This is a genomic window from Variovorax sp. GW531-E2 (genome assembly GCF_059423125.1).
The window spans coordinates 1-22,628 of sequence record NZ_JBWKXQ010000053.1 but is presented as its reverse complement, the minus strand read 5'-3'; the positions used below and the strand labels follow the sequence as shown (position 1 = coordinate 22,628).

Below are 22,628 nucleotides of genomic sequence, written 5' to 3'. Positions count from 1 at the left end.
GGTGACGAGGCCGTAGCCAGGCTGAGCTCATGCGGCGAACTGCAAAGGCGGTCATGCGTTGACGAACGCTGCACTCAAGAATTGATTCTTCTTGTCATGCCTCGCTCAGGCAGGAGGAAGAAACCGCAATGGCTCAGCACGAGAAATCATCAATGAAAGGGATCTCCGATGTTTGCCCAGCCCATTGACTACTTCCTTGCCGTCTGGTTCTCCTTGGCCGCGCTCTCCACCGCGTACGTTGCGTGGGATCAACTGCGCCATAACCCTGAGCCAGTGGTGATGAAATGGGGATTCATCCTGGTCACCTTGTATCTCGGTCCCTTGGGCCTGTTGCTGTACGTCATGGCGGACAAGGAGCCGGCGCCGGGAGAGCACGAAGAGTTCATCAAGCCACTGTGGAAGCAAGGCGTGGGCTCCACGATCCACTGCGTAGCGGGTGATGCGACGGGCATCATCCTGGCGGCCGTCGTGACTGCGGTGCTGGGTCTGCCGATGTGGATCGACCTGATCGTTGAGTATGCCGCCGGCTTCGCGTTCGGCTTGTTCATCTTTCAATCGCTCTTCATGAAGAACATGATGGGCGGCAGTTACTGGGAGAACGTCAGGAAGTCGTTCATGCCGGAGTTCATCAGCATGAACGCGATGATGGCGGGCATGGCGCCGGTGATGGCGCTGCTCATGATGGGCCGCGACATGCGCGCGATGGACCCGACTGAACTCCTCTTCTGGGGCGTGATGTCGCTGGGCGTGGCTGTCGGCTTCGCCGTGGCATATCCGGTGAATGTCTGGATGGTGTCTCGCAAGATGAAGCATGGGTTGATGACCGAGCGGCGATCCAAGCCGGCTCCTGGGGCGCAGCCCAATGCGCAAGCAGTCCCTGGGCATGCGACATCGCATGACGCCATGCCGCCCGGCACCAGCGCCGCGTCGGCTCATCAAAAAAGCCGTGGCGAGCACGGGCAATCCGCGCATGGAGGCAATGCACCCGGCGGCCATAGCGGTCATAGCGGTCATAGCGGTCATAGCATGCAACCCAACGTGACTCGTCCCCAGTTGGCCGCAGTGACCATGGCAACCACCCTCATGTTGTTCGCGGGCATGACAGTGCCTGCGATGTTCGTGAACATGCGTCTATCGAACCGCGACGTGCTGGGCGCCATCATGCCGCCGTCGATGATCATGGGCTGGGACACGCCAGGCCAAGCGATGCGGGACATGTCGGCGATTCATCCACGCCAGATTGCGCACACCGCCGCGGCGAAAGCGCGCGGCGATGTGGACCTTGTGCCCACGATGGACAACGGCGTCAAGGTATTCAACCTCGAGACCAGCGTCATCCGTTGGAACATCCTGCCGGACGTGACCGTCGAGGGCTACGCATTCAACGCGACGATTCCAGGACCGAGGATTCGCGTCACCGAAGGCGATCGGGTGCGTATCAAGGTGACGAACCGGTTGCCAGAGAGCACCACCGTGCATTGGCATGGACTCATCCTGCCGAACGAGATGGACGGCCCGGCCAAAATCACTCAGCAGCCGATTCCGCCCGGCGGCTCCTATACCTACGAGTTCACCACCGAGCAGGCGGGCACATTTTTCTATCACTCGCACGATCATGCGGACCGCCAGCAGGCCTTCGGTTTATATGGAGCGCTGATCATCGATCCCAAGAATGCCGACCAGGCACCCAAGGCGGATCAAGCGGATCACGAGTATGTGATCCAGCTGCAGGAGTGGCTCAAGCGCGAAGGCCTGACCTACCCGGCGATGCTGATGGAAGGCGGATTGCCGAACTACTTCACCATCAATGGAAAGGCGTTCCCCGCAACCGACACGGTGAAGATGAAGGTCGGTGAGACGATCAAACTCCGGTTCGTAGGCAGCAACAACAACTTCGTGCACCCCATGCACGTCCATGGCGGCCCGTTCACTGTCGTCGCAAGGGACGGGTACGTCCTTCCGGAGTCGGCGCGCTTCCAGGCCGACACCGTCAATGTCGGACCCGGTCAGCGCTACGACGTGATCTGGAAGGCCTTGCGGCCCGGAAAATGGCTGGTCCACTGCCACATCCCACACCACACGACAAACAACAACGTCGAGCAGGATGGGGGCGGCGGCCTGATGATGGTCCTGGAGGTAGAAGCCTGAATGCGGGAAACCACTCTGTTGGGGGACCTGGCGGCAGCCGCTTGACCTTCACACGATGTCAAGCCTGACACTGGGGTCCATTTCAACCAAGGAGTCTCTCATGCAAGAGTTCGTCATCCAGTCGATGTCCTGCGGTGGCTGCGCGAGCCGGATCGCGCAGGCCGTGAAGAATCTGGACGCCACGGCGAAGATCGAAGTCGACCTGCCGACCAAGACGTTGCGTGTCGACAGCGCCGAGGACCGTGAGTCTGTGACTGCGGCCCTCACGGAAGCCGGCTACCCGCCGAAGTGATTTGCTGGCATGGGACGGCGGCCTTGATCGGCTGGTGATCTCATGCGGGCCTGTGCGGACTGAATGCGCGACCGTGTGGGGTGCATCCAGCCAATTTTTCGTTGGAGAACTCGAATGAACCCTACGCCTTCCAACCTGCATGAACACCACCAGGGGCATCACGGGGCGCACCCGCCCGCCTCTGGAGAACCTTCACCTGAGACCGATGCGACCCTGAAGGATCCCGTTTGCGGGATGACGGTGACCGCGCGGTCCACGCATGTCTTGCAGCACGAAGGTGGGCCCGTGTATTTCTGTAGTGCGGGTTGCAAATCCAAGTTTGAGGCCAACCCGGCCAAGTACGCAAAGCGCGGCGCGCAGCCCGCAGCGCCGCTCGTGCTTGCGCCCGCGCAGCCGGCTCAACCTGGTCCTCCGGGCACGATCTACACCTGCCCCATGCATCCGGAGATCCGACAGGATCACCCGGGCAATTGCCCCAAGTGCGGCATGTCGCTGGAGCCCGAGATGCCGACCCTCGACGAGAGCGAAGACCTCGAGCTGACAGACTTCAAGCGGCGCTTCTTCTGGACGCTGCCGCTCAGCGTTGTCGTCACCGTGCTCGCCATGGCCGGCCACCGCCTGCAGTGGTTCGAGATGGGCACGCAAAGCTGGATTGAGCTCGTGCTCAGCGTGCCGATCGTGCTGTGGGCCGGCTGGCCGTTCTTTGTGCGCGCGGTGCAATCGGTGGCGAACCGCAGCCCGAACATGTGGACCCTGATCGGCCTCGGCACGGCCGCCGCCTTTGCCTACAGCGTCGTGGCCACGGTGGCGCCCGGCGTGTTCCCCGCGTCGTTCGTGTCGATGGGGCGCGTGTCGGTCTACTTCGAGGCGGCGGCGGTGATCATTTCGCTCACCCTGCTGGGCCAGATCCTCGAGCTCAAGGCGCGCTCGCAAACCTCCGCGGCCATCAAGTCGCTGCTGGGGCTCGCGCCCAAGACGGCACGCCGGATCGGCGCCGACGGCACCGAGGAAGACGTGCCCATCGGCCACGTGCATGTGGGCGACAAGCTGCGCGTGCGCCCCGGAGAGAAGGTGCCGGTGGACGGCGTGGTGATCGAAGGCAGCAGCGCCGTCGACGAGTCCATGCTGACAGGTGAGCCCTTGCCCGTGACCAAGCGCGTGGGCGACAAGCTCATCGGCGCGACGCTCAACACCAACGGCGCGCTGGTCATGCAGTCGGAAAAGGTCGGCTCGCAGACCGTGCTCGCGAGCATCGTGCAGATGGTCGCGCAGGCCCAGCGTTCCCGCGCGCCGATGCAGCGGATGGCCGACCAGGTCGCCGGCTACTTCGTCATGACCGTCATCGGCATCGCGGTGCTGACGTTCTTCGCCTGGGGATTCTTCGGACCGCAGCCGAGCTGGGTCTATGGCCTGATCAACGCCGTGGCAGTGCTCATCATTGCCTGCCCCTGTGCCCTCGGCCTCGCCACGCCGATGTCGATCATGGTGGCCACCGGCAAGGCGGCCACACAGGGCGTTCTGTTCCGCGACGCTGCGGCGATCGAGAACTTCCGCAAGGTCGATGCGCTCATCGTCGACAAGACCGGCACTCTGACGGAAGGCCGGCCGCAGTTCGAGCGCGCGGTGCCTGCGCCAGGCTTCACCGAAGACGAGGTGCTGCGCCTCGCGGCCAGCCTGGACCAAGGGAGCGAACACCCGCTGGCCGATGCCATCGTGCGAGCAGCGCGTGAACGCAACCTGGCGCTGGACACGCCCGACGATTTCGAATCGAGTAGCGGCATCGGCGTGAGCGGCGGCGTAGGCGGCAGGAAGTTGGCGCTTGGCAACACGGCGCTGATGGACCAACTGCGCGTACGGATCGAGGAATTGAAGCCGCAGGCTGAGTCGATGCGGGCCGAAGGCGCCAGTGTCATGTTCCTGGCGGTGGACGGCCAGCCTGCCGGCTTGCTTGCGGTATCGGACCCGATCAAGGCCACCACGCTGGAGGCGCTGGCCGCGCTCAAGGCCTCGGGCATGCGGGTCATCATGGCCACCGGAGACGGGCTGACCACGGCCCGCGCTGTCGCCGCGAAGCTGGGCATCGACGAGGTGCATGGCGAAGTGAAACCTGCCGACAAGCTCGCGCTGGTCGACAGGCTGCAGCGCGAAGGCCGCATCGTCGCGATGGCGGGTGACGGCATCAACGACGCCCCTGCTCTCGCCAAGGCCGACGTCGGCGTGGCGATGGGCACCGGCACCGACGTCGCCATGAACAGCGCCCAGGTGACGCTGGTCAAAGGCGATCTGCGCGGCATTGCGCAGGCACGCGTCATCTCGGAGCAGACCATCGCCAACATGAAGCAGAACCTTGGTTTCGCTTTCCTCTACAACGCCCTTGGCGTGCCGCTGGCCGCGGGCGTGCTGTTCCCGTTCACGGGATGGTTGCTGTCGCCGATGATCGCTGCGTTGGCGATGAGCCTGAGTTCGGCCTCGGTCATCACCAACGCTTTGCGCTTGCGGGGAGCAAAGAGCGATGTTCATGCGTCCCACGTCGGCGAAAGATCGGCCTAGGGCCTGCGGGCCGGGCGGCCTCGCTGCGCGCGAAGGAGTTTCCATGAAGAGACCCAAGCCACTCGAGTTGCACTTGCTGGAGGTCTACGAGGAGGCTCTGCGACAGCGAAACTGGGCGGTTGCCGAGCACTTGCTGTGCGCCATCGAGGTCTGCGCCCCCGCTGATGCACCGATCAGCAAGACAGTGGCCAAGGCCTACGGGGTCCTGGCCGCCCAGGCGCAAAGGCCTCGTTGCTGCGGAACGCGAACGAAGCGTCGCTGAGGCTTGGCGGTCAAGCTTTGGCACGGGGTTTGAGAAGATTGGCGAGAGCTTTCTGGTCTTCGGCCAGTTGCATGCGCATGAGCTGAAGCACTCGCGAGGCGAGGCCGGACAGCGGCTGTCCCGGAGGCAATACCAGCACCCCCGCGAAGGAGACCTCCAGAGAAAGTGGACGGATGACGAGGCCACGTTGGGCGTACTCCATGGCGGTGACCGGATTGACAAAGCCGATGCCCATGCCGCTCAGGGCCATCTCGCACACGCTTGCAGCGTAGGGGGTTTCGACCAGCACGCTCAACCCGACGTTGCACTCCGCCAAGGCCCGCTCCAGACGCCGCCGAGACGCGTCCTCAGGGTTGAGCGCCAGGAATGGCTCTTCCGCGAGTTGATGCGGCTGGATGGTTCTCACCTTGGTCAGGCGGTGCTTCGCATGCATCACCACCACACCGGGGAAGCGCGCGAACTCGGAATGCTCCAGGCCTGTCGTCGGCATCTCATCGGCCATCAGTCCGAAGTCGACCTGCCGCCCCAGCACGGCCTCGTGCACCTCCCGCGAACTGAGCACCTGCAGCGAAATCTGCGGCCGGGCGTCGGCGTCGCGGCGCTCGGCCACCAGCCGCGACAGCACGCGGGGAACGAAGGTCAGGCCGAACGCCGGATAGACCGCCATGCGCAGCGTGTTCACCCCGAAGCGCTTGAGGCTGCGCATCCGGTGCTCGATGCTGCTCAGACCCACAAAGACACGCTCGACCTCGACCAGCAAGGCTTGCGCTTCGGGCGTCGGGTGCAGACGGCCTCTCAGTCGGCGAAACAGCGGGAATCCAGCCGCCTCCTCGAGTCTGCGTAGCGACTGGCTGATGGCGGGCTGCGTAACGCCCAGAAGCGCAGCCGCCTTGCTCGCAGAGCCCACGGACATCACGGAACGGAACACCTCGATCTCTCGGAGCAACATATAACAACCGCTTATGGACAAAGAATTTCGAGCGCGATCCGGATTATCCCCGTCGTCCTAAAGTTGGCGTCTTCAGCCACCTTCCGGAGAAGCGACATGAAACTTCAAACAGTTCTTGCAGTGACCGCCCTGGCATGTGCCGCACCTGCGTGGGCGCACGATTTTTCCGGCGACATCGCCAAGTTCCAGACCATCGCCGCCACCAAGAAGCCGGACAGCCAGCAAGCGCTTGCAGCGAAGCTCGCGCTGGAGCGTGCGCAGGGCGAGATGGAGCAGTCGGATGTGAAGATGGTGTTGCGCATCCGCTCGATGACCAACGCGGGCCTGCGCGCCATCGGCGAACAACCGGCCTTTCTCACCAGCGAGTACAAGCGCCTTGAAGTTGCACTTGCCAATCCCAAGACCAACGATCCGGCCAAGATCGCCGCGGCCAAAGAAACCTTCGCTCGACTGACGGTGGAGATGAAGGTCTACACCGACCTTGAGAACATGGCCGTCGATCAGATGAAGCAAGCGCTGCAGCTCATCGAATCCGCACCCGCCAACTGATCGCACTTCCAACGAACAGCTCCGTCTTCCATCGTGAACTCTCCCATCCCCAATCTCGACACCTCTCCTCGGGGCGCATTCGCCAGCCTCGTCCCACCAGTGTGGCGTGCCTCCACGGTCGTCTTCGATTCACTCGACGATTTCGTCAATCGCCGCACCCGCCTGCCCGATGGCTTCAGCTATGGCACGACCGGCACGCCGACGCAGCGCGCCCTCGAGACGCGCATCGCCGAACTGGACGGCGCTGCGCACTGTGTCGTCTTCCCTTCTGGACAAGCAGCCATCTGCAGTGCGCTGCTCGCACTGCTCAAGAAGGGTGATCACCTGCTGATGACCGACGCCGCCTACGGCCTGGCCAAGTCCTTCGCCGTCGAGCGGCTGCAGACGCTCGGCATCGAGGTCGAGTTCTATCCGCCGCGCATTGGCGCGGACATCGAACGTCTGGTGCGCCCCAACACGCGGCTCATCTGGCTGGAATCTCCCGGCACGGTGACGATGGAAGTGGAAGACGTGCCGGCGATCACCGCCGTGGCGCGTGCGCGCGGCGTGCTGACCGCCATCGACAACACCTGGGCCAGCCCGTTGGGATTCGCGGCCTTGGCACATGGCGTCGACCTGTGCGTTCACGCCTGCACCAAGTACATGGGTGGCCATTCGGACGTGTTGATGGGCAGCATCGCGACCAATGACGAAGGCCTGTACAAGTCCTTGCGCGGCCTGCAGTCGCAGATGGGACTGGCCGTGAGCCCGGAGGACTGCTTTCTGGTCGCCCGGGGTCTCGACACGATGCAGGTGCGCATGGAGCGCCAGGCCACCAGCGCTCAGCTTATTGCCGAGCGGCTCGCGGTGCATCCCCTGGTGCGTCGGATGCTCTTTCCCGCGCTGACCAGCGCGCCGGACCATGCGCTTTGGGCGCGTGACTTCAAGCAGTCCGGCTGCGTGATGTCGCTGCAGCTCGTGGACGGCCCCTACGACGCCTACCGGGCGCTCTTCGGGCACCTGAAGTTGTTCTCGATCGGCGCGAGCTGGGGCGGCGTGCGCAGCATCGCGGCGTTCTACCCCGCGGAAGAACTCGCCAAACGCAATTTCTGCGACGTCCAAGGCCCTGTCATTCGCCTGTCGATCGGCCTGGATGATCCCCAGGCGCTGCTTGACGAGTTGCTGGGCGCCTTGAGCGCCTGTGAAACGAGTTTCAACCTCTGATCCACGCTACCTGGAGCCCGCGATGACCCTCAAGCCAACCATTCACTCTGCCTTGATTCGCCCCTTCCTTGCCGTCGCCGGCCTCGCGTTGTGCGTCGGTGTCGCCGCGCAATCCGCGCCGCCGCTGGAGGGCACGCTCAAGAAGGTCAAGGACACCGGGACGATCACGGTGGCCACGCGCGGCGCTTCGATCCCGTTCAACTACCTGGACGACAACAACAAGCAGGCCGGCTTTGCGTGGGAGATCGCGCAGCGCGTGGTCGACCAAGTGAAGAAAGACCTCAAGCTTGCGAAGCTGGAAGTCAAGAGCCTGGAGGTGACGCCGCAGACACGCATTCCGCTGGTGGCCAACCAGACCGTCGATCTGGAGTGCAGCTCGACCACAAACAATGCGGAGCGGCAGAACCAAGTGTCGTTTTCGACGACCTTCTTCGTCGTCGGCGCGCGGCTTCTGGTGCGCAAGAACTCCGGCATCAAGCACTGGTCTGACCTTGTCGGCAAGAACGTCGTGGTCAGTGCGGGCACCACCGCGGAGCGCATGCTGCGGCAACTCAACGAGAAGAACAAGTGGGGCATCAACATCATCCTGGCCAAGGACATCAATGAGAACTTCCTGACCGTGGAGACGGGGCGCGCCGTTGCGGCGACGCAGGACGACATCATTCTCTTCAGCAATATCGCCCGCGCCAGGAACCCGTCGGACTGGGAGGTGGTCGGCGTGCCGCAGCAGAAGGAAGCCTATGGCTGCATGCTGCGCAAGGGCGATGTGGCTTTCAAGAAGTTGGTCGACGGCGTGATCACCGGGATGATGCGCTCCGGCGAGTTCGCCGCGCTGTACGAGAAGTACTTCCTCAAGCCCATCGCGGTGAAGGGCAGCGTGACGGTTAACTTCCCGATGTCGCCCGACATGCAAGAACTCCTGCGTCATCCGAGCGATCAGCCGCTGTAAGCCGCTGGCGCCGCACGTTCGACGACCGTCCTCACGAACCATCTAAGCACTCTTCACGATGCACTACAGCTGGGATTGGCTGATCTTCTTCAGGCCCTCGGTCACAGGCGAGGGCCTGTACGGCATGATGCTGCTGCGCGGATTGCTGTGGACTGTGGCGCTGTCCTTGCTGGCCTGGACACTGGCACTGGGCATTGGTCTGATCGCCGGCGTCGCCAGGACGCTGCCCAACCGCGCCGCACGGTACCTGTCGACGGTGTACATCCACTGTTTTCGCAATACGCCGTTGCTTGTACAGCTGTTTCTCTGGTACTTCGTCATGCCCGAACTGCTGCCCCTCGAGTGGGGCAATGCGCTCAAGCAGATGAACCCGACGGCGAACCAGTTCCTCACCGTGCTGGTGGGCCTCACGCTCTATACGGCGGCGAAGGCGGCCGAACAGGTGCGCGCGGGCATCGAGTCGGTGCCGCGAAGCCAGAAGCAGGCGGCCATGGCACTCGGCCTGGGAACCGCGGCGGCCTATCGGCATGTGGTTCTGCCGCAGGCCCTTCGTATCGTGATCCCGCCGCTGACCTCGGACTTCTTGAATGTCTTCAAGAACTCGGCCGTCGCGCTCACGATCGGGCTCATGGAATTGACCGGGCAGACCCGCCAGCTCAGTGAGTTCAGCGCCCATCCGTTCGAGGCCTTCATTGCGGCGACGCTCATCTACATGGCGATCACCTACGGCGTGATTGTGCTCATGCGTCACATCGAACGCCGGGTTCGGGTGCCCGGACTGCTGGGAGCCGCGTGATGGGCTACGACTTCGATTGGGCCTCCCTGCAACGCGCCTGGCCCTACCTGCTGCAGGGCCTGCAAATGACCGCCTTTCTGGTAGCCGCCTCCATGGCGGCAGGGATCGGCCTTGGGACGCTGCTGGCGATCACCCGCATCTTCGCGCCACGGCCGGTAGCGGCCCTCGTGGCGGGGTATGTGAACCTGTTCCGCTCGATCCCGCTGATCCTCACGATCCTGTGGATCTATTTCCTGATGCCGGTGGTGCTGCGCAGCGTGACCGGTGATCCCAACCTCAGCGTCGGGCCGATCTATGCCGCGCTCGTGGCGTTCGTGCTCGCGGAGTCCGCCTACTACTGCGAGATCATTCGCGCCGGCATCGGCAGCGTACGCGCAGGCCAGATGCAGGCCGCCCAGTCCTTGGGGATGTCGCCGTGGCAGGCCATGCGGCACGTTATCCTGCCGCAGGCGTTTCGCAACATGACGCCCTCGCTCATCAACCAGACCATTGCCCTGCTCAAGGACACCTCGCTGGTCTACGTGATCAGCCTGAACGACTTCCTCGGCGCCGCCAGCAAGGTCGGGCAACGCGACGGGCGTGTGGTCGAGGTCTACATCCTGGTCGCCGTCGTCTACCTGGTGCTGTGCACGGCAGGCGCCTGGTGGGTCACATGGCTGCAGCGGCGCAAGGCCGCAGCGGCGATCTGAATGAACGCAATGATCGAAATCAACGACGTCTCCAAGTGGTATGGCCAGTTCGCGGTGCTCACGGATTGCAGCACCCATGTTCGCGAGGGTGAGGTGGTCGTGGTCTGCGGCCCTTCCGGCTCCGGCAAATCCACGCTCATCAAGACGGTCAACGCGCTGGAGCCCATCCAGCGCGGCAGCATCACGGTCAATGGCATCCAGGTCTCCGATTCCAAGACCGACCTGCCGAAGCTGCGCTCCCGGGTCGGCATGGTGTTCCAGCACTTCGAGCTCTTCCCACACCTGAGCGTGATGGAGAACCTCGTACTGGCGCAAGTTCAGGTGCTCAAACGCTCGCGTGCAGAAGCGGTCGAGCGCGGGCTGCGCATGCTCGATCGTGTGGGCTTGTCGATTCACAAGGACAAGTTCCCGGGCCAGCTCTCCGGTGGCCAGCAACAGCGCGTCGCGATCGCGCGGGCGCTGTCGATGGATCCGATCGTCATGCTGTTCGATGAGCCGACCTCGGCGCTCGACCCGGAGATGGTGGGCGAGGTCCTCGACGTCATGGTGAAGCTCGCACGCGAAGGCATGACGATGATGGTGGTGACCCACGAGATGGGGTTTGCTCGGCAGGTCAGCGACCGGGTGATCTTCATGGACCACGGGCGCATCGTCGAGGACTGCTCGAGCGAAGAGTTCTTCGGGCGTCCCCAGAGCCGGGCGCCGCGCGCGCAAGACTTCCTCTCCAAGATCCTCGCGCACTGAGGGTCGAAGAACCATCGAACCCATTTCCAGACAAGCTCAACCACCCCGAGGAATCACATGAAATCGATCAAGACATTGGTGCTCGCCAGCACCCGGGCGTTCTCGGGCCTGGCCCTTGCACACGGCGATGAGGATCACAGCGCGTCGAGCGGACCGGTACGCAAGGAACAAAAGAGCTGGGGTATCGCGGGCGATGCGAGCGCGGCCAAACGAACGCTGGAATTCAAGATGAGCGACAGCATGCGCTTCACACCCGATCGAATCCAGGTCAAGCAGGGCGAAACCGTCCGGCTGTCCATTCGCAATGAAGGACAGGTCATGCACGAGTTCGTGATCGGCACGAAGAAGGAACTCGACGACCATGCCGCACTCATGATGAAGTTCCCAGGCATGGAGCATTCCGAGCCCTACATGGCACATGTTGCTCCTGGCAAGACTGGCGAGATCGTCTGGACCTTCAACCGTGCGGGCGAATTCGATTTCGCCTGTCTTATCGCGGGACACTACCAAGCCGGCATGGTCGGCAAGGTCAAGGTCGCAGCCGCCACGGGATCTTGAGGGCGACGGCCGAGGACAGGCCGTCGCGAGATACCCTCACTACCGTGGATAGCTCGGTTTCAGGGTGGTGTAGTTTTCAACGATCCACGCGGTGACCTTGGTTCTTCCTTGAACATTCGACGGCAATTTCTCATGCACGAGCCATTCGATGATGAGCCGCGTTGCCTTCGACAGGTCCGCTTTCTCCGGTCCGACAAACGAGTTGAGGTAGGCAAGGACTTCGTAACCTTCCTTGCGGCTCAACCGATCCGCATCTGCCTTGACCTTGGTCGGATCGTCTCCGGGAACCGCCGTCCAGCTGTAGTCCGTGTAGTGCAAATCGGCTTTCGTAAGTTGGGGCATGCTGTTCCTCGAAGGTTGGTTTGCGGGGGTGAGTGCACGTTGCGCTGTTGCGTGCGAACGCAACGTGCTGCACTGGGAAAAATGGAGGCGGCCGGATCAGTGCCGCTGTCTCATATGGCCGACGACGTGAACACCAGGTGGTGACTCGCGGCATCGCGCCGCCAGCTGGTCGGGTTGCCATTGCCGAGCACGCCGACGGACGCCTTGTCGTAGCAATCGTCGCCGAAGCTGAACGCGGCACCCGAATACACGGGATCGCCTTTGAGCAGGATGCACAGGTTCTTGTATTGATCCTGCTTCCCCTTCTTGAAACCGCCAGCCTTGAACAAGCGCCAGAAGCCGTCGCTGGCATAGCGGATGGCCACCGAGGGATTCATCATGGTAGGGTCGATGTCAGGCGCTGGTGCTGGGTTGCTTACGGTGTAGTCGCTGAAGAGCACTTTCGCGTAAGCGGGCTTGGCAACCAACGACTTCCACGCTTTCCATTCAACGCGCTCGATGTCGTGGAGCCCTTGCTTGCGGCCCACGAGGTTCAGTGGAAAGGAGCCGCCGCCGAGCGTGGTGCTGCTGCATCCGGCCGCGAGCGCCTCGTCAAGATAAGGCTGCGCGGCCGCAGCGCACGCTGCCGGGTCGACGCCCACGATCGAAAATTGATCCACGAGCACATGAAGCCGCGATTTGGCGATTCCCGCGCCGACCACGACTTTCACGAAATCCTTGACCTGGTCGGAGGTCACGCCGTGTGTCTGGATCCGGAGCACGAAGACCTCGAAGGCCTTGGCGAGGTCCGGCAGATCTGCCGGACGCGCAACCATCGCCTCCGTGATGACCGGGATGATCTGACGACCGGTCAGCGCCGTGAGCCGCTTGCAGATCGAGGTGAGCACCTGGGTCTGTTTTGCGTAGGTGGGCATGAAGTACCGAATGTCGATCGCGATGGGCGTGCCCTCCGGAATCGACTTGGTCATTTGCCCTCCAATCTTGGTGATGTAAGGCACCAGCGTTTCGGAGAGCGTCCCCTTCTTGGGGTCAATGGGGAGGATTTCGATCAGCGGGACCATTCCATCCCACTGGGCATCAGTGAGCTTGCTCAAGGCGATTCGTTCCCCCTGCTTCCATTTCAGGATGGGCAGGTATTTCCATTTCGCAGGCATTGGTCCCTCCAGACTCGTTGTGTCTAGAGGGTACGTCACGGTTACTTACACTGGATTACGGGATTTCCCAGGCCGCACCATTCCGCGGTTTCGGTGCGCGGGCGTGTGCCGCATGTTGCCGGGGCACGCCGCCACGGCTTATGCCAAGCAGTTCAGCGCGAAGGCAACGGCATCCGAGGGGCCATCCGGCGCTTGCGAAGTCGACGGTAAGAAGTCCAACTGCCGTTCACGAAGAAAACCGGTGACAGCATCACGCAGCGTACGCATGCTGAGTTCCCGCGCGAGCATTTCTTGCAACTCGAACTTCGTGGCCCGCTTGGGAGGCAACTCGCCCCTGTGCGACGCCAGCGCTTTGATGCATTCGGCGCGCCACAACAGCATGGCCATGCTCAGACGCTCCTGTACTGGATTGACCTTCGGCTTGCGCAGCACGTGCAGCGAGAGCGTACCGTCCATGCGGCGCGCGGCTGACCAGACGCCCCACCATGCAGGCATCAAGGCCAGACTGGCCTCGGAATAGACCGGACCCGTGACCAGCGTCACCCGGTCGAAGACGCGGTTGTAGGCATGAATCTGGTTGTGCAGGCGCGCGAACGAATCGAGATCACTCTTCAGCTCGAAAGCACTGAGCTGTGTGTCCACCAGCGCGAGGTCTACGCGCGCCTCCCCACCTTCGATCCCGAACTCTTCGAAGAGCCTTCCACCCGACTTGGTGGCGTCGGCGAGCAGTCGCGAACGCACTGCTTGGCGCAACTCGCGCTCGGTGATGGAGGGGGTGCTCATTTTATGCATTATATAATGCCGTTATGCCAAGAACAGCAAAGCCTACCACCTTGGAAGCTGTCCGGGCTCGGGAAGCGCTCCGGCTGTACCTGAAGCGGCAGAGCATCTCTGTGAATGCACTTGCTCAAGCCGCGGGTGTAGGCCAGCCCACAGTGAGCCGATTTTTGAGTGGGCGGACGAAGTCCGTGACGGCAGCCATACGGCCGCTGTTGGATTATGCAAATATTGATTCCGAAAATGGCATAACAGAGATAGGCGGCGTGCTCGATAATCCCCGTGTGCGAGGGGCGCTCGAGCGCGTCTGGGACGGGCGGCCGGAGACGGCCGACTTGCTCGCCCGATTGATCGAGGCGTTAGGACCCGTCCTGAAAAGTGCACCATTGACGGCAACCAGGAACATGCAGTGACCCATCCGGATGCCAAGACCATCTACCAAGCCGTGTCGGCGATCGGGCTGACGCGCGCACAAGTGCGTCGGCTCCTGCCTGACTGGTGGGATCCCGCACTGGAGAAGGAACGCGGTGGCGCGGCGGAACTGGCAATGCACGTCAGCAGGCGGCTGAGCGTCGAGCTTCAGCCGCTGCTGAAGGGGCAGATCGTTCCCAAGGGTGCCATGGCCAGCGTTGCCTACAAGCACTCGGTCAACATCGAGGCGTCATCACTCTCGGCCGCAAGCTTCATTGCGTCATCTCTTGCGCAGGCGGTGCTGGCCGCCTTGCCGATCCCATACGTTCCGCTGCCTCAAGATCCCGGCGAGTTGCGCGCGCTGGCAATGCGTGATCGCGCTGGCCAGTTCGGCTTCAGTGCCCTTCTGGACCTTTGCTGGGCCCACGGAATCCCGGTCATTCCCTTGCCACACCTGCCTGTGGGCGTGCGCAAGATGGATGGGGCCGCGCTGCAGTTGGGCGGACGTCCGGCCATCGTGATCGCGAAGAAGAAGTCGTCACGGGCTTGGCTGAGTTTCATCCTGGCGCATGAAATCGGACACATCGCACTGGGGCATCTGCGCCCCGGATCCTCCATCATCGATGTATCGCTTCAGGAGACGAGCACGTATGCAACCGAGTTGTCGACAGACGGCCAGGAAGCGGAGGCGGACAGCTTCGCGCTCCAGACGCTGGGAGGCGACGAGGTCACGGCGCGAGTGAGCAAATGGCCGGTTCTGGCTGCGCCTGTGGATATTGCGGTACTGGCCCGCGGCGCTGCCGGCGCTGTGGGTATCGAGGCTGGACACTTCGTTCTGAGATATGCCTTTCTTACGAAGCGTTGGCCCACGGCGCTGACAGCGCTGAACTTCCTCAGCGAAGACCTGGATCCAGAGGGGGCGCTGCTGCAGAAGTTGCGCTCGCACCTGGATCTCAGCCGCGTCGCCGACGACCTGCAAGACCTCGTGTCGCAGATCACCGGCTGGGATGGAGCGAACTGAGGCGTGCGTCTGCTGATCGACGTCGACGCGCTTTGCAAGCTGGCGCATTGGGGGCTTCTCGAGGAGATCCCATCGTTGATGGGTATCCCGCTGCAAGAGTGCACCACGCTCGCCTCGTCGAAATACCGGGCCATCAAGGCAAAGAGCAAGCTCGACGGGCGGGTGTTTCACGCAGTCGAAGCGGCCGACCGTGTGCTCGAAGCTATCGCCTTGATGCAGGCGCCGATGGAGCCCGCGAGCCAAAGCCTTGGGGATTTCGAAAACGTGTTGGGCATCGACGCTGGCGAGGCGGTGCTGCTCGCATCGCTCGTGGCAGCGCCGGATACACGGCTGCTGACGGGAGACAAGCGGGCGCTGCGCGCGCTCGCAGCGCTACCGCCTGAAGCACGTGAACCGTTTCTTGGCCGAGTAATCTGCGTGGAACGAATCATTGAGGCAGGGCTGAACCAGTGGGGGTTGGACGTGCTTCGATCCAAGGTGTGTCCTTGGAAGAAGATCGACGTTGCCGTGAACATCATCATGGGGAGTCGTTGCGACGCAGGAGAGGCCTCGGTCCGGGAGGCGCTCGCCTCTTACATCGGCGAGCTGACGTCGCTGTGCGATCCCTCGCTCATCTGCGAGAAGCTCTGACTACCGCGTGGTCAGACGCTCTGCAATTTCGCGAGCGCCGAGATCTCGCACAGCCGCAAGATTTTCGAGTTGCGCTGCCCGCGGGCGTGCCTTGCCTTGCTCCCAGTGGTAGATCGTCTGCCCGGACACGCCGACCAGTTGCCCATAGATCGCAGCGGACAGCCCAAGCTTCGCGCGATGTGCCGCCAATCTGGCTGCGCTGAATCGGCGCTTCGTGCCCGCTGCCGCTTCATTGCTCGAATCAACCGCTGTGGTGGGGCGCTTCGAATCCTTCGCAACACGACGCAGTTCCTTCTCAAGTGAATTCACTTGGCGACGTAGCTCAGCAATCGATGAGCGATGGGTGACGGATGCCTTCTTGAGTGTTTCTATCTCAGCACGCACTTCTTTGCGAGCAACGCGGGAGATTTCGGCTTTGAGGATCGAGGCGATGTTTTGGCATGGACGCATTGTGCCGCGCTGAACAAGGCGATCATTCACGTCGATGCGCTGGCCGCACATACCAAAAAGATCTGCGACGTTCGGTCAAGGCGTGTGAGGAGTTATATGAACTGCTTAAGTGGCGGAAGGATTCACATCGATGACCAACCCAGGATCGAACGCCTTGTTCTCGATCCTTCCGCTCCAGTTCACATAGCCGCGCGGATTGCATACGACCCGGCAAGAGCGGACTCGATAGTCGAACGACTGATGCGTGTGGCCGTGGACGAAGAGCACGGGTACCTCACGCGAGGTGCAAGCCCGTGCCGACCCCGAAGGCGCAGAACTGCGCCGCGGCGGCTTTCATACAACCCCGCCGTTTCGAATTGCGTTGAGGATGGATCGCACCTTTTCAGAGCCGCCCTCGGTTGCGAACGCTGCTGGTGTTTGACCGTCGAACAGCTTGTGCGGCTTACCCAGCCAGTCCTGGGCCGCGGCACCGAACACCTCGGCTGCGAGATCGAGCAAGTCTTGTGAAGGGCCTTCCGATTCAGTACTGTTCTGGGGATCAGTTGGCCACGCCAAGTGCGAGCCCATGTCGACTCCGAAGGCGCGGAACGGTGCCGCGGCAGTTGTCAGGCCTTCGGCGAGATAGTCGATGTGCTGATGGTGGTGACCATGGACCACCAGCTGGACACCGAGCGTCTCGGCAAGCTCGTCGATCACCTGCCAGCCGTGCGGGTGGGCCGCCGGTGCCTCGTGCGTCACCAGAATGTCGGAGTGGCCGCTCTGCAGCAGTTGCTGGTAGTCGGCCGGGAAGATGGAGGACCGGTGCTTGCGGGAGATGCCGTCGCGCCACCGTTCCTCGCGCTTCATGGTGCGGCGCATGGCATCGCTCGACTGGAACGCCGCCTCCTCGATCGGCCGCCGCGGATCCCAGATCTTGCTGCGGAAGATGCCGCCCAGGCCCGCGACCTTGAACCCCGCGATTTCGACGATCCGTCCGTGCAGGTTGCGGTTGGCGAGCTCTGATCCCCACAGGTTGTCGTAGTCGGCGTCGGCGTCTGTGTCGTGGTTTCCGTGGATGAACCAGACCTCGGTGAGATCCAGGACCGGCCTCAGCTCGACGTGCAAAGGCCGGCGCGCCTGGATGTCACCCAGCAGCACGATCGCCTCAGGCTGAAAACGCTCGACCGCGGCGATCACTGGCTCGAGATCGCCGTGCGGATCGCCGAAGAACATCAGCTTGGGCTTCGACTGTTGGTGCTCGGATCGCGCATGGAGGTCCGACGAGATGAGTGGTTTCATTTCATATGCCGAATGGCGACTCATCGGCCAGCCGCGAACCGCAGGAAGTGCGAGCGCAGTTCCTGGAAGCTGTCTTGATCGAATGCATGCTGGGGATCGGTGAGGACGAGCCGCGTGAAGCCTGCTTCGAAGCTCGAGGGCCAATCGTCAAGCGCTACCCACTCTGCATCACTACGGCCGTTCCCGTCGAGCCAGGCCTGGATCTCCAACTGGCGCCGGTTGCTGCTGATCACACTGGGGTCAATCTGCGGCGTCGCTCCGATGATCCGATGCTGGATGTCAGCACTGAAATAGCGCTGCAGCTGTTCGATGCTCTCGGCCAGTCGCCAATCCGACGAGATGACGACGTCGACAGAACCGAACTCTCGAAGAAGCTCTTCGAGCCGCGACAAATGGCTGAAGAACCTGCTGCTGAACGAGTAGTCCGCCCCGACAGGATGAAGAACACCATCGACATCCAGGAACAGCAGATCGCTGGAATCGCTCGTGTGGCCGGTGGCATCATGGGGCAGCGTCGCTTCTGCCATGGGTAGACGACCAGTACAGGGCTTCATCATCCAAAAAACCCTGTCTGGAAGGACTCAAGGAGATGGAGTACATCGGCAGCTCGCCCTTCGGCTACCAGCGACTCGGCGGACCTGTAATCAAACGACGCGAGCGGCTCGTTCCTGTACCAGAGGATGGCCGCCTCGAGGTCCCCACCCGAGACCGCAGTCGCGGCAGCCAGCACTTGCTGGATCGTGTGGGTAGATGACTGGCTGTCACTCATAGCTCGACCACGAGTTCGGGGTTGAACTGCTTGTTCTCCAGGCCGCGGTCATGCCGCAAGTACCCCCTGGGGTTGCACACCACCCGGCAGTTGCCCACTTGATAGTCAAAGCTCTCGTGGATGTGGCCGTGGAACCAAAGCGAAGGCACCTCGAAGAAAGAGCTTGGGAGTTCGCTCACAAAGGCTGGTGACAGCCAGTCGGACTGGTAGTGCGGCGCGAGAGAGTTTCGATGTGGGGCATGATGGGTCACGACTACCGTTGGCCCGTCGAAGGGCTCGGCCAGCTTCTGGGCCAGCCAGGCGCGGTCACTCTGGTGGAGCGCCAGCGTGTCCTCGGGTGTCAGGCGGCGCTTTCTTGACTTGGCTGCTACCACGGGTGCGTCGGATGATTCTTGCGCCTCGGCCCACCGGATCGATGAGTAGTCGTTGAGACGGACTTTGGCCGCCTTCGTGGCCCGCTCGGTGTCTACCAGCGGCCCTGTCTTGGTCTGGATCGGCAGTTCGAAGTCTGTCCACAGCGTGCAGCCCAGAAAGCGGACGCCGGCGATCACGGCCTCGCCGGGCGCCAGGAGATGCACGTTGCACGAACTCGCGGTGAGCGCCATTTCCTTGAGCGAGGTCTGGAGGACACCTTCGTAGAACTCGTGGTTGCCGGGCACGAAGACGATGGGGACCGTCTCCCCAAAGTTCCCCGCCCGCCGGGCCCAGCGCATGGCCTTGGAACCGGGGACGAAGATGTCCCCAGCAAGGACCACTGCGTCGTAGTCGGCCTGCGGGACGAGAAAGGTCCCGAACTCGAGGTGCAGGTCCGAGAGGATGAGCAACTTCATGTCGGTAGGCCCTTCTCTTCAGCAGCGCATTCAGGGCATCAGGATCGAGAGCTTGGCGTTCCACGCCTCGCCATCGGACCTGGAGGGCACGGCGACGCGGATCGTCGGGCGATCGAAGTCACTGGTCTCGAAGAGGAAGTGCACGTGCTGAAAGCGAAACACCGGATTCCCGGGATATTCGGTCCACTTGAGATGCCAAGTGTTGAAGTAGTCGAAGTCGACCGTCCGGGCTTTCTTTCCGCGACTCACGATGCAGGCCTTGCGGGCATCGGGATCGAACAGGATGCAGGTCTCATCCCAATCGCCCAGCATGCGGCGCGGGTCGACGGGGAAGAAGGTCGCGCCAGATGCTTGACCCTGCGCCCGCAGCAACTGCTCGCGTCCGGTCTGAATCGAACGAGGCAATGCGATCCAGGCCCAGTAGAAGAGAACCAAGACGACGGCGAAGGCCAGCAGGAGCGGGATTTCCATGTTCAGTTGACCGGCCAGATCTGATGCCGAATGCTGAACGAAGTGCGCATGCCGTAGTGTGTGAACTGCGCTCCGTTCTCATCTTCGAGGACCAGAAGGTCGACTTGATCGGCATCGGCGCTGGTCGCTGACCAGATCTTCCGAATGTCTCGAATTTGCCAGCGATCACGATCGCTCTCCATCGGCGCCAGGTATTGAAGGTGTCGCAGCGACTGCGGCCCCACGCTCTCAAAAAGATCCAGGAAATCGCTCTCATAGATCAGCAAAGCTCGCTCCGGAACCTCGAGGTCGTCTTCATGCACCACCCAGGTGGGAAAGAAGAACGGGATCGACAGGTTCAGCTGGATCGCCCTCCAGCATCTTGCACCAGGCCCGGCCAGCATGGAAGAGATCCTCACCTCATGTGAATCCATCGTCATGAACATAAAAATGAACCCTATCGGTTGGTAGCCCTACGTGAAGCTTGGTCGCGGACACCTTGTTGATCTGATGCTCAAACAGTTCAACAAGTTTTATTAACGCTACTTTCTACCTCTCGAAAAGCTAATTTGCTACTTAAACACATCCAAATGCTATCTTAGTGCTGTCGATAAAAAATGCTAGACAGGGAATTCTTGGTGGATGGGCCAACCTCAACCAAGAACGCAGAGCGCAAGGCAAAGGGTGGCGTTCCATCTACGTGTCATCCGCGCGGAACGCCGCATCTCCCAGGAACAGCTTGCAGAGGCTGCCGGGCTTCATCGGACGTTTGTCGGGGCGGTCGAGAGGGAAGAGCGGAACATCTCCATCGACAACCTCGAGCGCCTTGCAACTGCACTGGATGTCGACGTTTCGCTTCTCGTTTCGCCGGTGGTTCCGCGCTCCTAGCGCGACCAGAGTACTAATCTGACGGTACAGATCAGCATGCTCCCGGGGCTGGCCTCGGCCGCGCTCTAGCGGAACGACTCGCGCAGGTCCTGAGCAGGGACTTCCACTGAGTTCACCCTTTGGCAGCAGAACGAAATGCCAAGACTGCTTTTCTGAGGCCGGTGAAAACAGCTTGACTACCTTACTGCGGCAGTGGCGACGGTTGTGATTCCCGCTGAATCAATGAGACGAGGGTCGTAGCCTCGGGAAGTCGTCTCTCAGTTATGGGGGATCGAATCTATCCATAGCGGATGGAGAGATGCTGGCGCTTCGCGGAGAAAAGTCTGCTAGATCACGACGGCGCGACCCTCACCGAGATCGCATGGAGACAATATGGATTAGCTTTCAAACACAGCCAAATCCTTCCACTTCGGGATCTGTTCCGCAATACAGAAGTGAGATTGTCGCGCTTCACAGCATTTTTCTGGCCTTGACGGAAAAACCGCAATCAGATCAAGCAGTTAGCAAGTCAAAGTCACCAGATCAAGGCCGCAGTCCAATATCTTTTCCGCCCGAGACGCACACCATGACCTTGTCGCCCTCTTCGATCATGTTGTAGTCGACGATGGCCTGGCCGACCTGGCGGCACAGGCGCTTCTCGAGCTTGTGCGTCTCGCGTTCGATCTTCAGCGAGTTGGAGGGCGCACCGGCTTCGGGCGTATCGTCGATCCAGACGGCGTTCATTGGGGGGCTACTTCGGGCAAATCAGGGGAAAGACCCCCGATTTTGCCTTGGATCACCATTCCCCGGCTTCGATGCGGATGGCGACTTCGCAGTCGTCGAAGATTTCGAGCTTGGCGATCTTCACGCGCACGCCCCGCACGCCGGGCAGTTGCAGCAGGCGCTGCGCGAGCTTGCCGATCAGGCTTTCGAGCAGGTTGACGTGCTCGGCGGTGCACTCGTCGATGATGATGCGGCGCACCTTGCGGTAGTCCAGCACGTGGAAGATGTCGTCGTCCTGCGGCAGCAGCGGCTGCGGGCCGAGGTTGAGCTCGGCGTCCACCAGGATCGGCTGCGGCGCGGTCTTTTCCTGCTCGAGGATGCCCAGGTTGGCGTCGAAGCGCAGGCCCTGGAGGGTGAGTGTCTGGTGGCCGTGCGGTGTGTTCGTGGACATGGTGGTGGTGCTCGTCACATGAGCGAGAAGTCGCGCTCGAATTTCATGAGGTGCTGGCCGCCGTCGACGAGCAGCGTGGTGCCGGTGATCGAGCTGTTCTCCAGCGCGAACTTCACGGTGGCGGTCACGTCGTCCGGCGTGGACGAGCGGCCCAGCGGCGACAGCTTGTGCAGCTGCGCGAACTTGTCGTCATCGAGCATGTGGCTCGCCAGCGTGAGGCCGGGCGCCACGCCCACCACGCGCACGCGCGGCGCGAGCGCCAGCGCGAGCATGGGGGTGGCGGCTTCGAGCGCGGCCTTGGAGAGCGTGTAACTCAGGAAGTCGGGGTTCGGGTTCCACAGCTTCTGGTCGAGCAGGTGCACCACGGCGCCGCCCTGCGCATCGCGCCGGGCCAGGTGGTCGTGCAGCGCCTGCGCCAGCAGGATGGCCGCGCCGGTGTTGCTGCGCGCGTGGCGCTCCATGAGCGCGTAGCTGAAGCTGGCGGCGTCGTCGTGTTCGAAGAGGGCGGCGCTGTGCACCACCGCATCGACGGCGCGAAAGCGCGCCGCCACGCGCGGCAGCAGGGCGCGCGTGGCCTGCTCGTCGGCCAGGTCGGCCTCGAACAGGGCCGAGTCGCCCGAGCGCGCGGCGCAATCGGCCACGGTCTGCTCGGCCTCGGCACGCGAGCTGCGGTAGTGCACCGCCACCTGCCAGCCACCCGCCGCGAGCGCCAGCGCGATCTCGCGGCCCAGCCGGCGGCCCGCGCCCGTGACGAGGACGGTGCGGCGGCGATCGGGGGAGGAGGGT

General features: G+C 62.4%; 25 protein-coding genes and 2 pseudogenes. 13 read left to right on the top strand and 14 right to left on the bottom strand.

Features of this window, described 5'->3' with window-relative positions; genetic code table 11:
* Window positions 1-168: 168 nt before the first annotated feature.
* The 3 genes from AC07XP_RS24455 to AC07XP_RS24445 all read left to right on the top strand — a co-directional run bounded on the left by AC07XP_RS24455 (window position 169) and on the right by AC07XP_RS24445 (window position 4,990).
* Window positions 169-2,148: a multicopper oxidase domain-containing protein gene (locus tag AC07XP_RS24455; RefSeq protein ID WP_495266132.1), complete on the top strand. Its 1,980-nt coding sequence runs from the start codon at window positions 169-171 to the stop codon at window positions 2,146-2,148.
* Between the two features lie 100 nt (window positions 2,149-2,248).
* Complete coding sequence (locus AC07XP_RS24450) at window positions 2,249-2,440, top strand: heavy-metal-associated domain-containing protein (RefSeq protein WP_119554502.1); 192 nt, start codon at window positions 2,249-2,251, stop codon at window positions 2,438-2,440.
* 114 nt (window positions 2,441-2,554) lie between these two features.
* Complete coding sequence (locus tag AC07XP_RS24445) at window positions 2,555-4,990, top strand: heavy metal translocating P-type ATPase (protein ID WP_495266160.1); 2,436 nt, start codon at window positions 2,555-2,557, stop codon at window positions 4,988-4,990.
* Window positions 4,991-5,262: 272 nt separating this feature from the next.
* On the opposite strand, the gene AC07XP_RS24440 is transcribed toward AC07XP_RS24445, so the two are convergent.
* The gene (locus AC07XP_RS24440; RefSeq protein WP_495266131.1) at window positions 5,263-6,201 is read right to left on the bottom strand and encodes a LysR substrate-binding domain-containing protein; all 939 of its coding nucleotides are present in this window, start codon (window positions 6,199-6,201) and stop codon (window positions 5,263-5,265) included.
* Between the two features lie 63 nt (window positions 6,202-6,264).
* Between AC07XP_RS24440 and AC07XP_RS24435 the strand changes: the two genes are divergently transcribed.
* From AC07XP_RS24435 to AC07XP_RS24405, 7 genes are read left to right on the top strand one after another with little or no spacing between them, the layout of a single operon-like run.
* Window positions 6,265-6,750: a hypothetical protein gene (locus AC07XP_RS24435; RefSeq protein WP_495266130.1), complete on the top strand. Its 486-nt coding sequence runs from the start codon at window positions 6,265-6,267 to the stop codon at window positions 6,748-6,750.
* A 33-nt stretch (window positions 6,751-6,783) separates the two neighbouring features.
* A complete protein-coding gene (locus tag AC07XP_RS24430) occupies window positions 6,784-7,953 on the top strand; it encodes a trans-sulfuration enzyme family protein (protein ID WP_495266129.1) in 1,170 nt (389 codons plus the stop codon).
* Window positions 7,954-7,975: 22 nt separating this feature from the next.
* On the top strand, window positions 7,976-8,902 hold the full coding sequence (locus tag AC07XP_RS24425; protein WP_495266128.1) for a transporter substrate-binding domain-containing protein: 927 nt from the start codon (window positions 7,976-7,978) through the stop codon (window positions 8,900-8,902).
* A 58-nt stretch (window positions 8,903-8,960) separates the two neighbouring features.
* Window positions 8,961-9,698 (top strand): amino acid ABC transporter permease, encoded by a 738-nt coding sequence (locus AC07XP_RS24420; protein WP_495266127.1) that lies wholly within the window; start codon window positions 8,961-8,963, stop codon window positions 9,696-9,698.
* Window positions 9,698-10,387 (top strand): amino acid ABC transporter permease, encoded by a 690-nt coding sequence (locus tag AC07XP_RS24415; protein WP_495266126.1) that lies wholly within the window; start codon window positions 9,698-9,700, stop codon window positions 10,385-10,387. Before AC07XP_RS24420 ends, AC07XP_RS24415 begins: the two co-directional genes overlap by 1 nt.
* Window positions 10,388-10,396: 9 nt before the next feature.
* Window positions 10,397-11,131 carry an amino acid ABC transporter ATP-binding protein gene (locus AC07XP_RS24410; protein WP_495266125.1) on the top strand — a complete coding sequence of 245 codons (735 nt, stop codon included), beginning with the start codon at window positions 10,397-10,399 and terminating at the stop codon, window positions 11,129-11,131.
* Window positions 11,132-11,188: 57 nt separating this feature from the next.
* The gene (locus AC07XP_RS24405) at window positions 11,189-11,689 is read left to right on the top strand and encodes a cupredoxin domain-containing protein (protein ID WP_495266124.1); all 501 of its coding nucleotides are present in this window, start codon (window positions 11,189-11,191) and stop codon (window positions 11,687-11,689) included.
* A gap of 39 nt (window positions 11,690-11,728) precedes the next feature.
* On the opposite strand, the gene AC07XP_RS24400 is transcribed toward AC07XP_RS24405, so the two are convergent.
* The 3 genes from AC07XP_RS24400 to AC07XP_RS24390 form a co-directional block, all read right to left on the bottom strand.
* Window positions 11,729-12,031: a hypothetical protein gene (locus AC07XP_RS24400; RefSeq protein ID WP_495266123.1), complete on the bottom strand. Its 303-nt coding sequence runs from the start codon at window positions 12,029-12,031 to the stop codon at window positions 11,729-11,731.
* A 110-nt stretch (window positions 12,032-12,141) separates the two neighbouring features.
* Entirely contained in the window at window positions 12,142-13,185 is a 1,044-nt protein-coding gene (locus AC07XP_RS24395; RefSeq protein WP_495266122.1) for a beta family protein, read from the bottom strand.
* A 138-nt stretch (window positions 13,186-13,323) separates the two neighbouring features.
* Window positions 13,324-13,968: a sce7726 family protein gene (locus tag AC07XP_RS24390; RefSeq protein ID WP_495266121.1), complete on the bottom strand. Its 645-nt coding sequence runs from the start codon at window positions 13,966-13,968 to the stop codon at window positions 13,324-13,326.
* 403 nt (window positions 13,969-14,371) lie between these two features.
* On the opposite strand from AC07XP_RS24390, the gene AC07XP_RS24385 reads away from it, so the two are divergent.
* Both AC07XP_RS24385 and AC07XP_RS24380 read left to right on the top strand, forming a co-directional pair.
* The gene (locus tag AC07XP_RS24385) at window positions 14,372-15,394 is read left to right on the top strand and encodes a M48 family metalloprotease (protein ID WP_137860534.1); all 1,023 of its coding nucleotides are present in this window, start codon (window positions 14,372-14,374) and stop codon (window positions 15,392-15,394) included.
* A 3-nt stretch (window positions 15,395-15,397) separates the two neighbouring features.
* A complete protein-coding gene (locus AC07XP_RS24380) occupies window positions 15,398-16,024 on the top strand; it encodes a hypothetical protein (protein WP_137860535.1) in 627 nt (208 codons plus the stop codon).
* Here AC07XP_RS24380 and AC07XP_RS24375 read toward each other — a convergent pair whose 3' ends face one another.
* The 7 genes and pseudogenes from AC07XP_RS24375 to AC07XP_RS24345 all read right to left on the bottom strand — a co-directional run bounded on the left by AC07XP_RS24375 (window position 16,025) and on the right by AC07XP_RS24345 (window position 20,205).
* Window positions 16,025-16,474, bottom strand: coding sequence for a helix-turn-helix domain-containing protein (locus tag AC07XP_RS24375; protein ID WP_495266159.1), 450 nt, complete (start codon window positions 16,472-16,474; stop codon window positions 16,025-16,027).
* Window positions 16,475-16,579: 105 nt separating this feature from the next.
* Window positions 16,580-16,750 (bottom strand): annotated as a pseudogene (locus AC07XP_RS24370) (metallophosphoesterase); the annotation flags it as partial.
* A 57-nt stretch (window positions 16,751-16,807) separates the two neighbouring features.
* The gene (locus tag AC07XP_RS24365; protein WP_495266120.1) at window positions 16,808-17,752 is read right to left on the bottom strand and encodes a metallophosphoesterase; all 945 of its coding nucleotides are present in this window, start codon (window positions 17,750-17,752) and stop codon (window positions 16,808-16,810) included.
* 20 nt (window positions 17,753-17,772) lie between these two features.
* Window positions 17,773-18,279: an HAD domain-containing protein gene (locus tag AC07XP_RS24360; RefSeq protein WP_495266119.1), complete on the bottom strand. Its 507-nt coding sequence runs from the start codon at window positions 18,277-18,279 to the stop codon at window positions 17,773-17,775.
* A gap of 238 nt (window positions 18,280-18,517) precedes the next feature.
* Window positions 18,518-19,351 carry a metallophosphoesterase gene (locus AC07XP_RS24355; RefSeq protein ID WP_495266118.1) on the bottom strand — a complete coding sequence of 278 codons (834 nt, stop codon included), beginning with the start codon at window positions 19,349-19,351 and terminating at the stop codon, window positions 18,518-18,520.
* Between the two features lie 30 nt (window positions 19,352-19,381).
* Window positions 19,382-19,822 carry a hypothetical protein gene (locus AC07XP_RS24350; protein ID WP_495266117.1) on the bottom strand — a complete coding sequence of 147 codons (441 nt, stop codon included), beginning with the start codon at window positions 19,820-19,822 and terminating at the stop codon, window positions 19,382-19,384.
* Between the two features lie 2 nt (window positions 19,823-19,824).
* Window positions 19,825-20,205 carry a hypothetical protein gene (locus AC07XP_RS24345; protein WP_495266116.1) on the bottom strand — a complete coding sequence of 127 codons (381 nt, stop codon included), beginning with the start codon at window positions 20,203-20,205 and terminating at the stop codon, window positions 19,825-19,827.
* 238 nt (window positions 20,206-20,443) lie between these two features.
* Between AC07XP_RS24345 and AC07XP_RS24340 the strand changes: the two genes are divergently transcribed.
* Window positions 20,444-20,689, top strand: coding sequence for a helix-turn-helix domain-containing protein (locus AC07XP_RS24340; RefSeq protein ID WP_495266115.1), 246 nt, complete (start codon window positions 20,444-20,446; stop codon window positions 20,687-20,689).
* Between the two features lie 540 nt (window positions 20,690-21,229).
* Here the strand turns inward: AC07XP_RS24340 and AC07XP_RS24335 are convergent.
* From AC07XP_RS24335 to AC07XP_RS24325, 3 genes and pseudogenes are all read right to left on the bottom strand, one after another.
* Window positions 21,230-21,412: pseudogene (locus tag AC07XP_RS24335) on the bottom strand (tRNA 2-thiocytidine(32) synthetase TtcA); the annotation flags it as partial.
* A 52-nt stretch (window positions 21,413-21,464) separates the two neighbouring features.
* Window positions 21,465-21,842, bottom strand: coding sequence for a dihydroneopterin aldolase (locus AC07XP_RS24330; protein ID WP_056576172.1), 378 nt, complete (start codon window positions 21,840-21,842; stop codon window positions 21,465-21,467).
* Between the two features lie 14 nt (window positions 21,843-21,856).
* The coding region (locus AC07XP_RS24325) for an SDR family oxidoreductase (protein WP_495266114.1) at window positions 21,857-22,628 on the bottom strand (772 nt) is incomplete at its 5' end.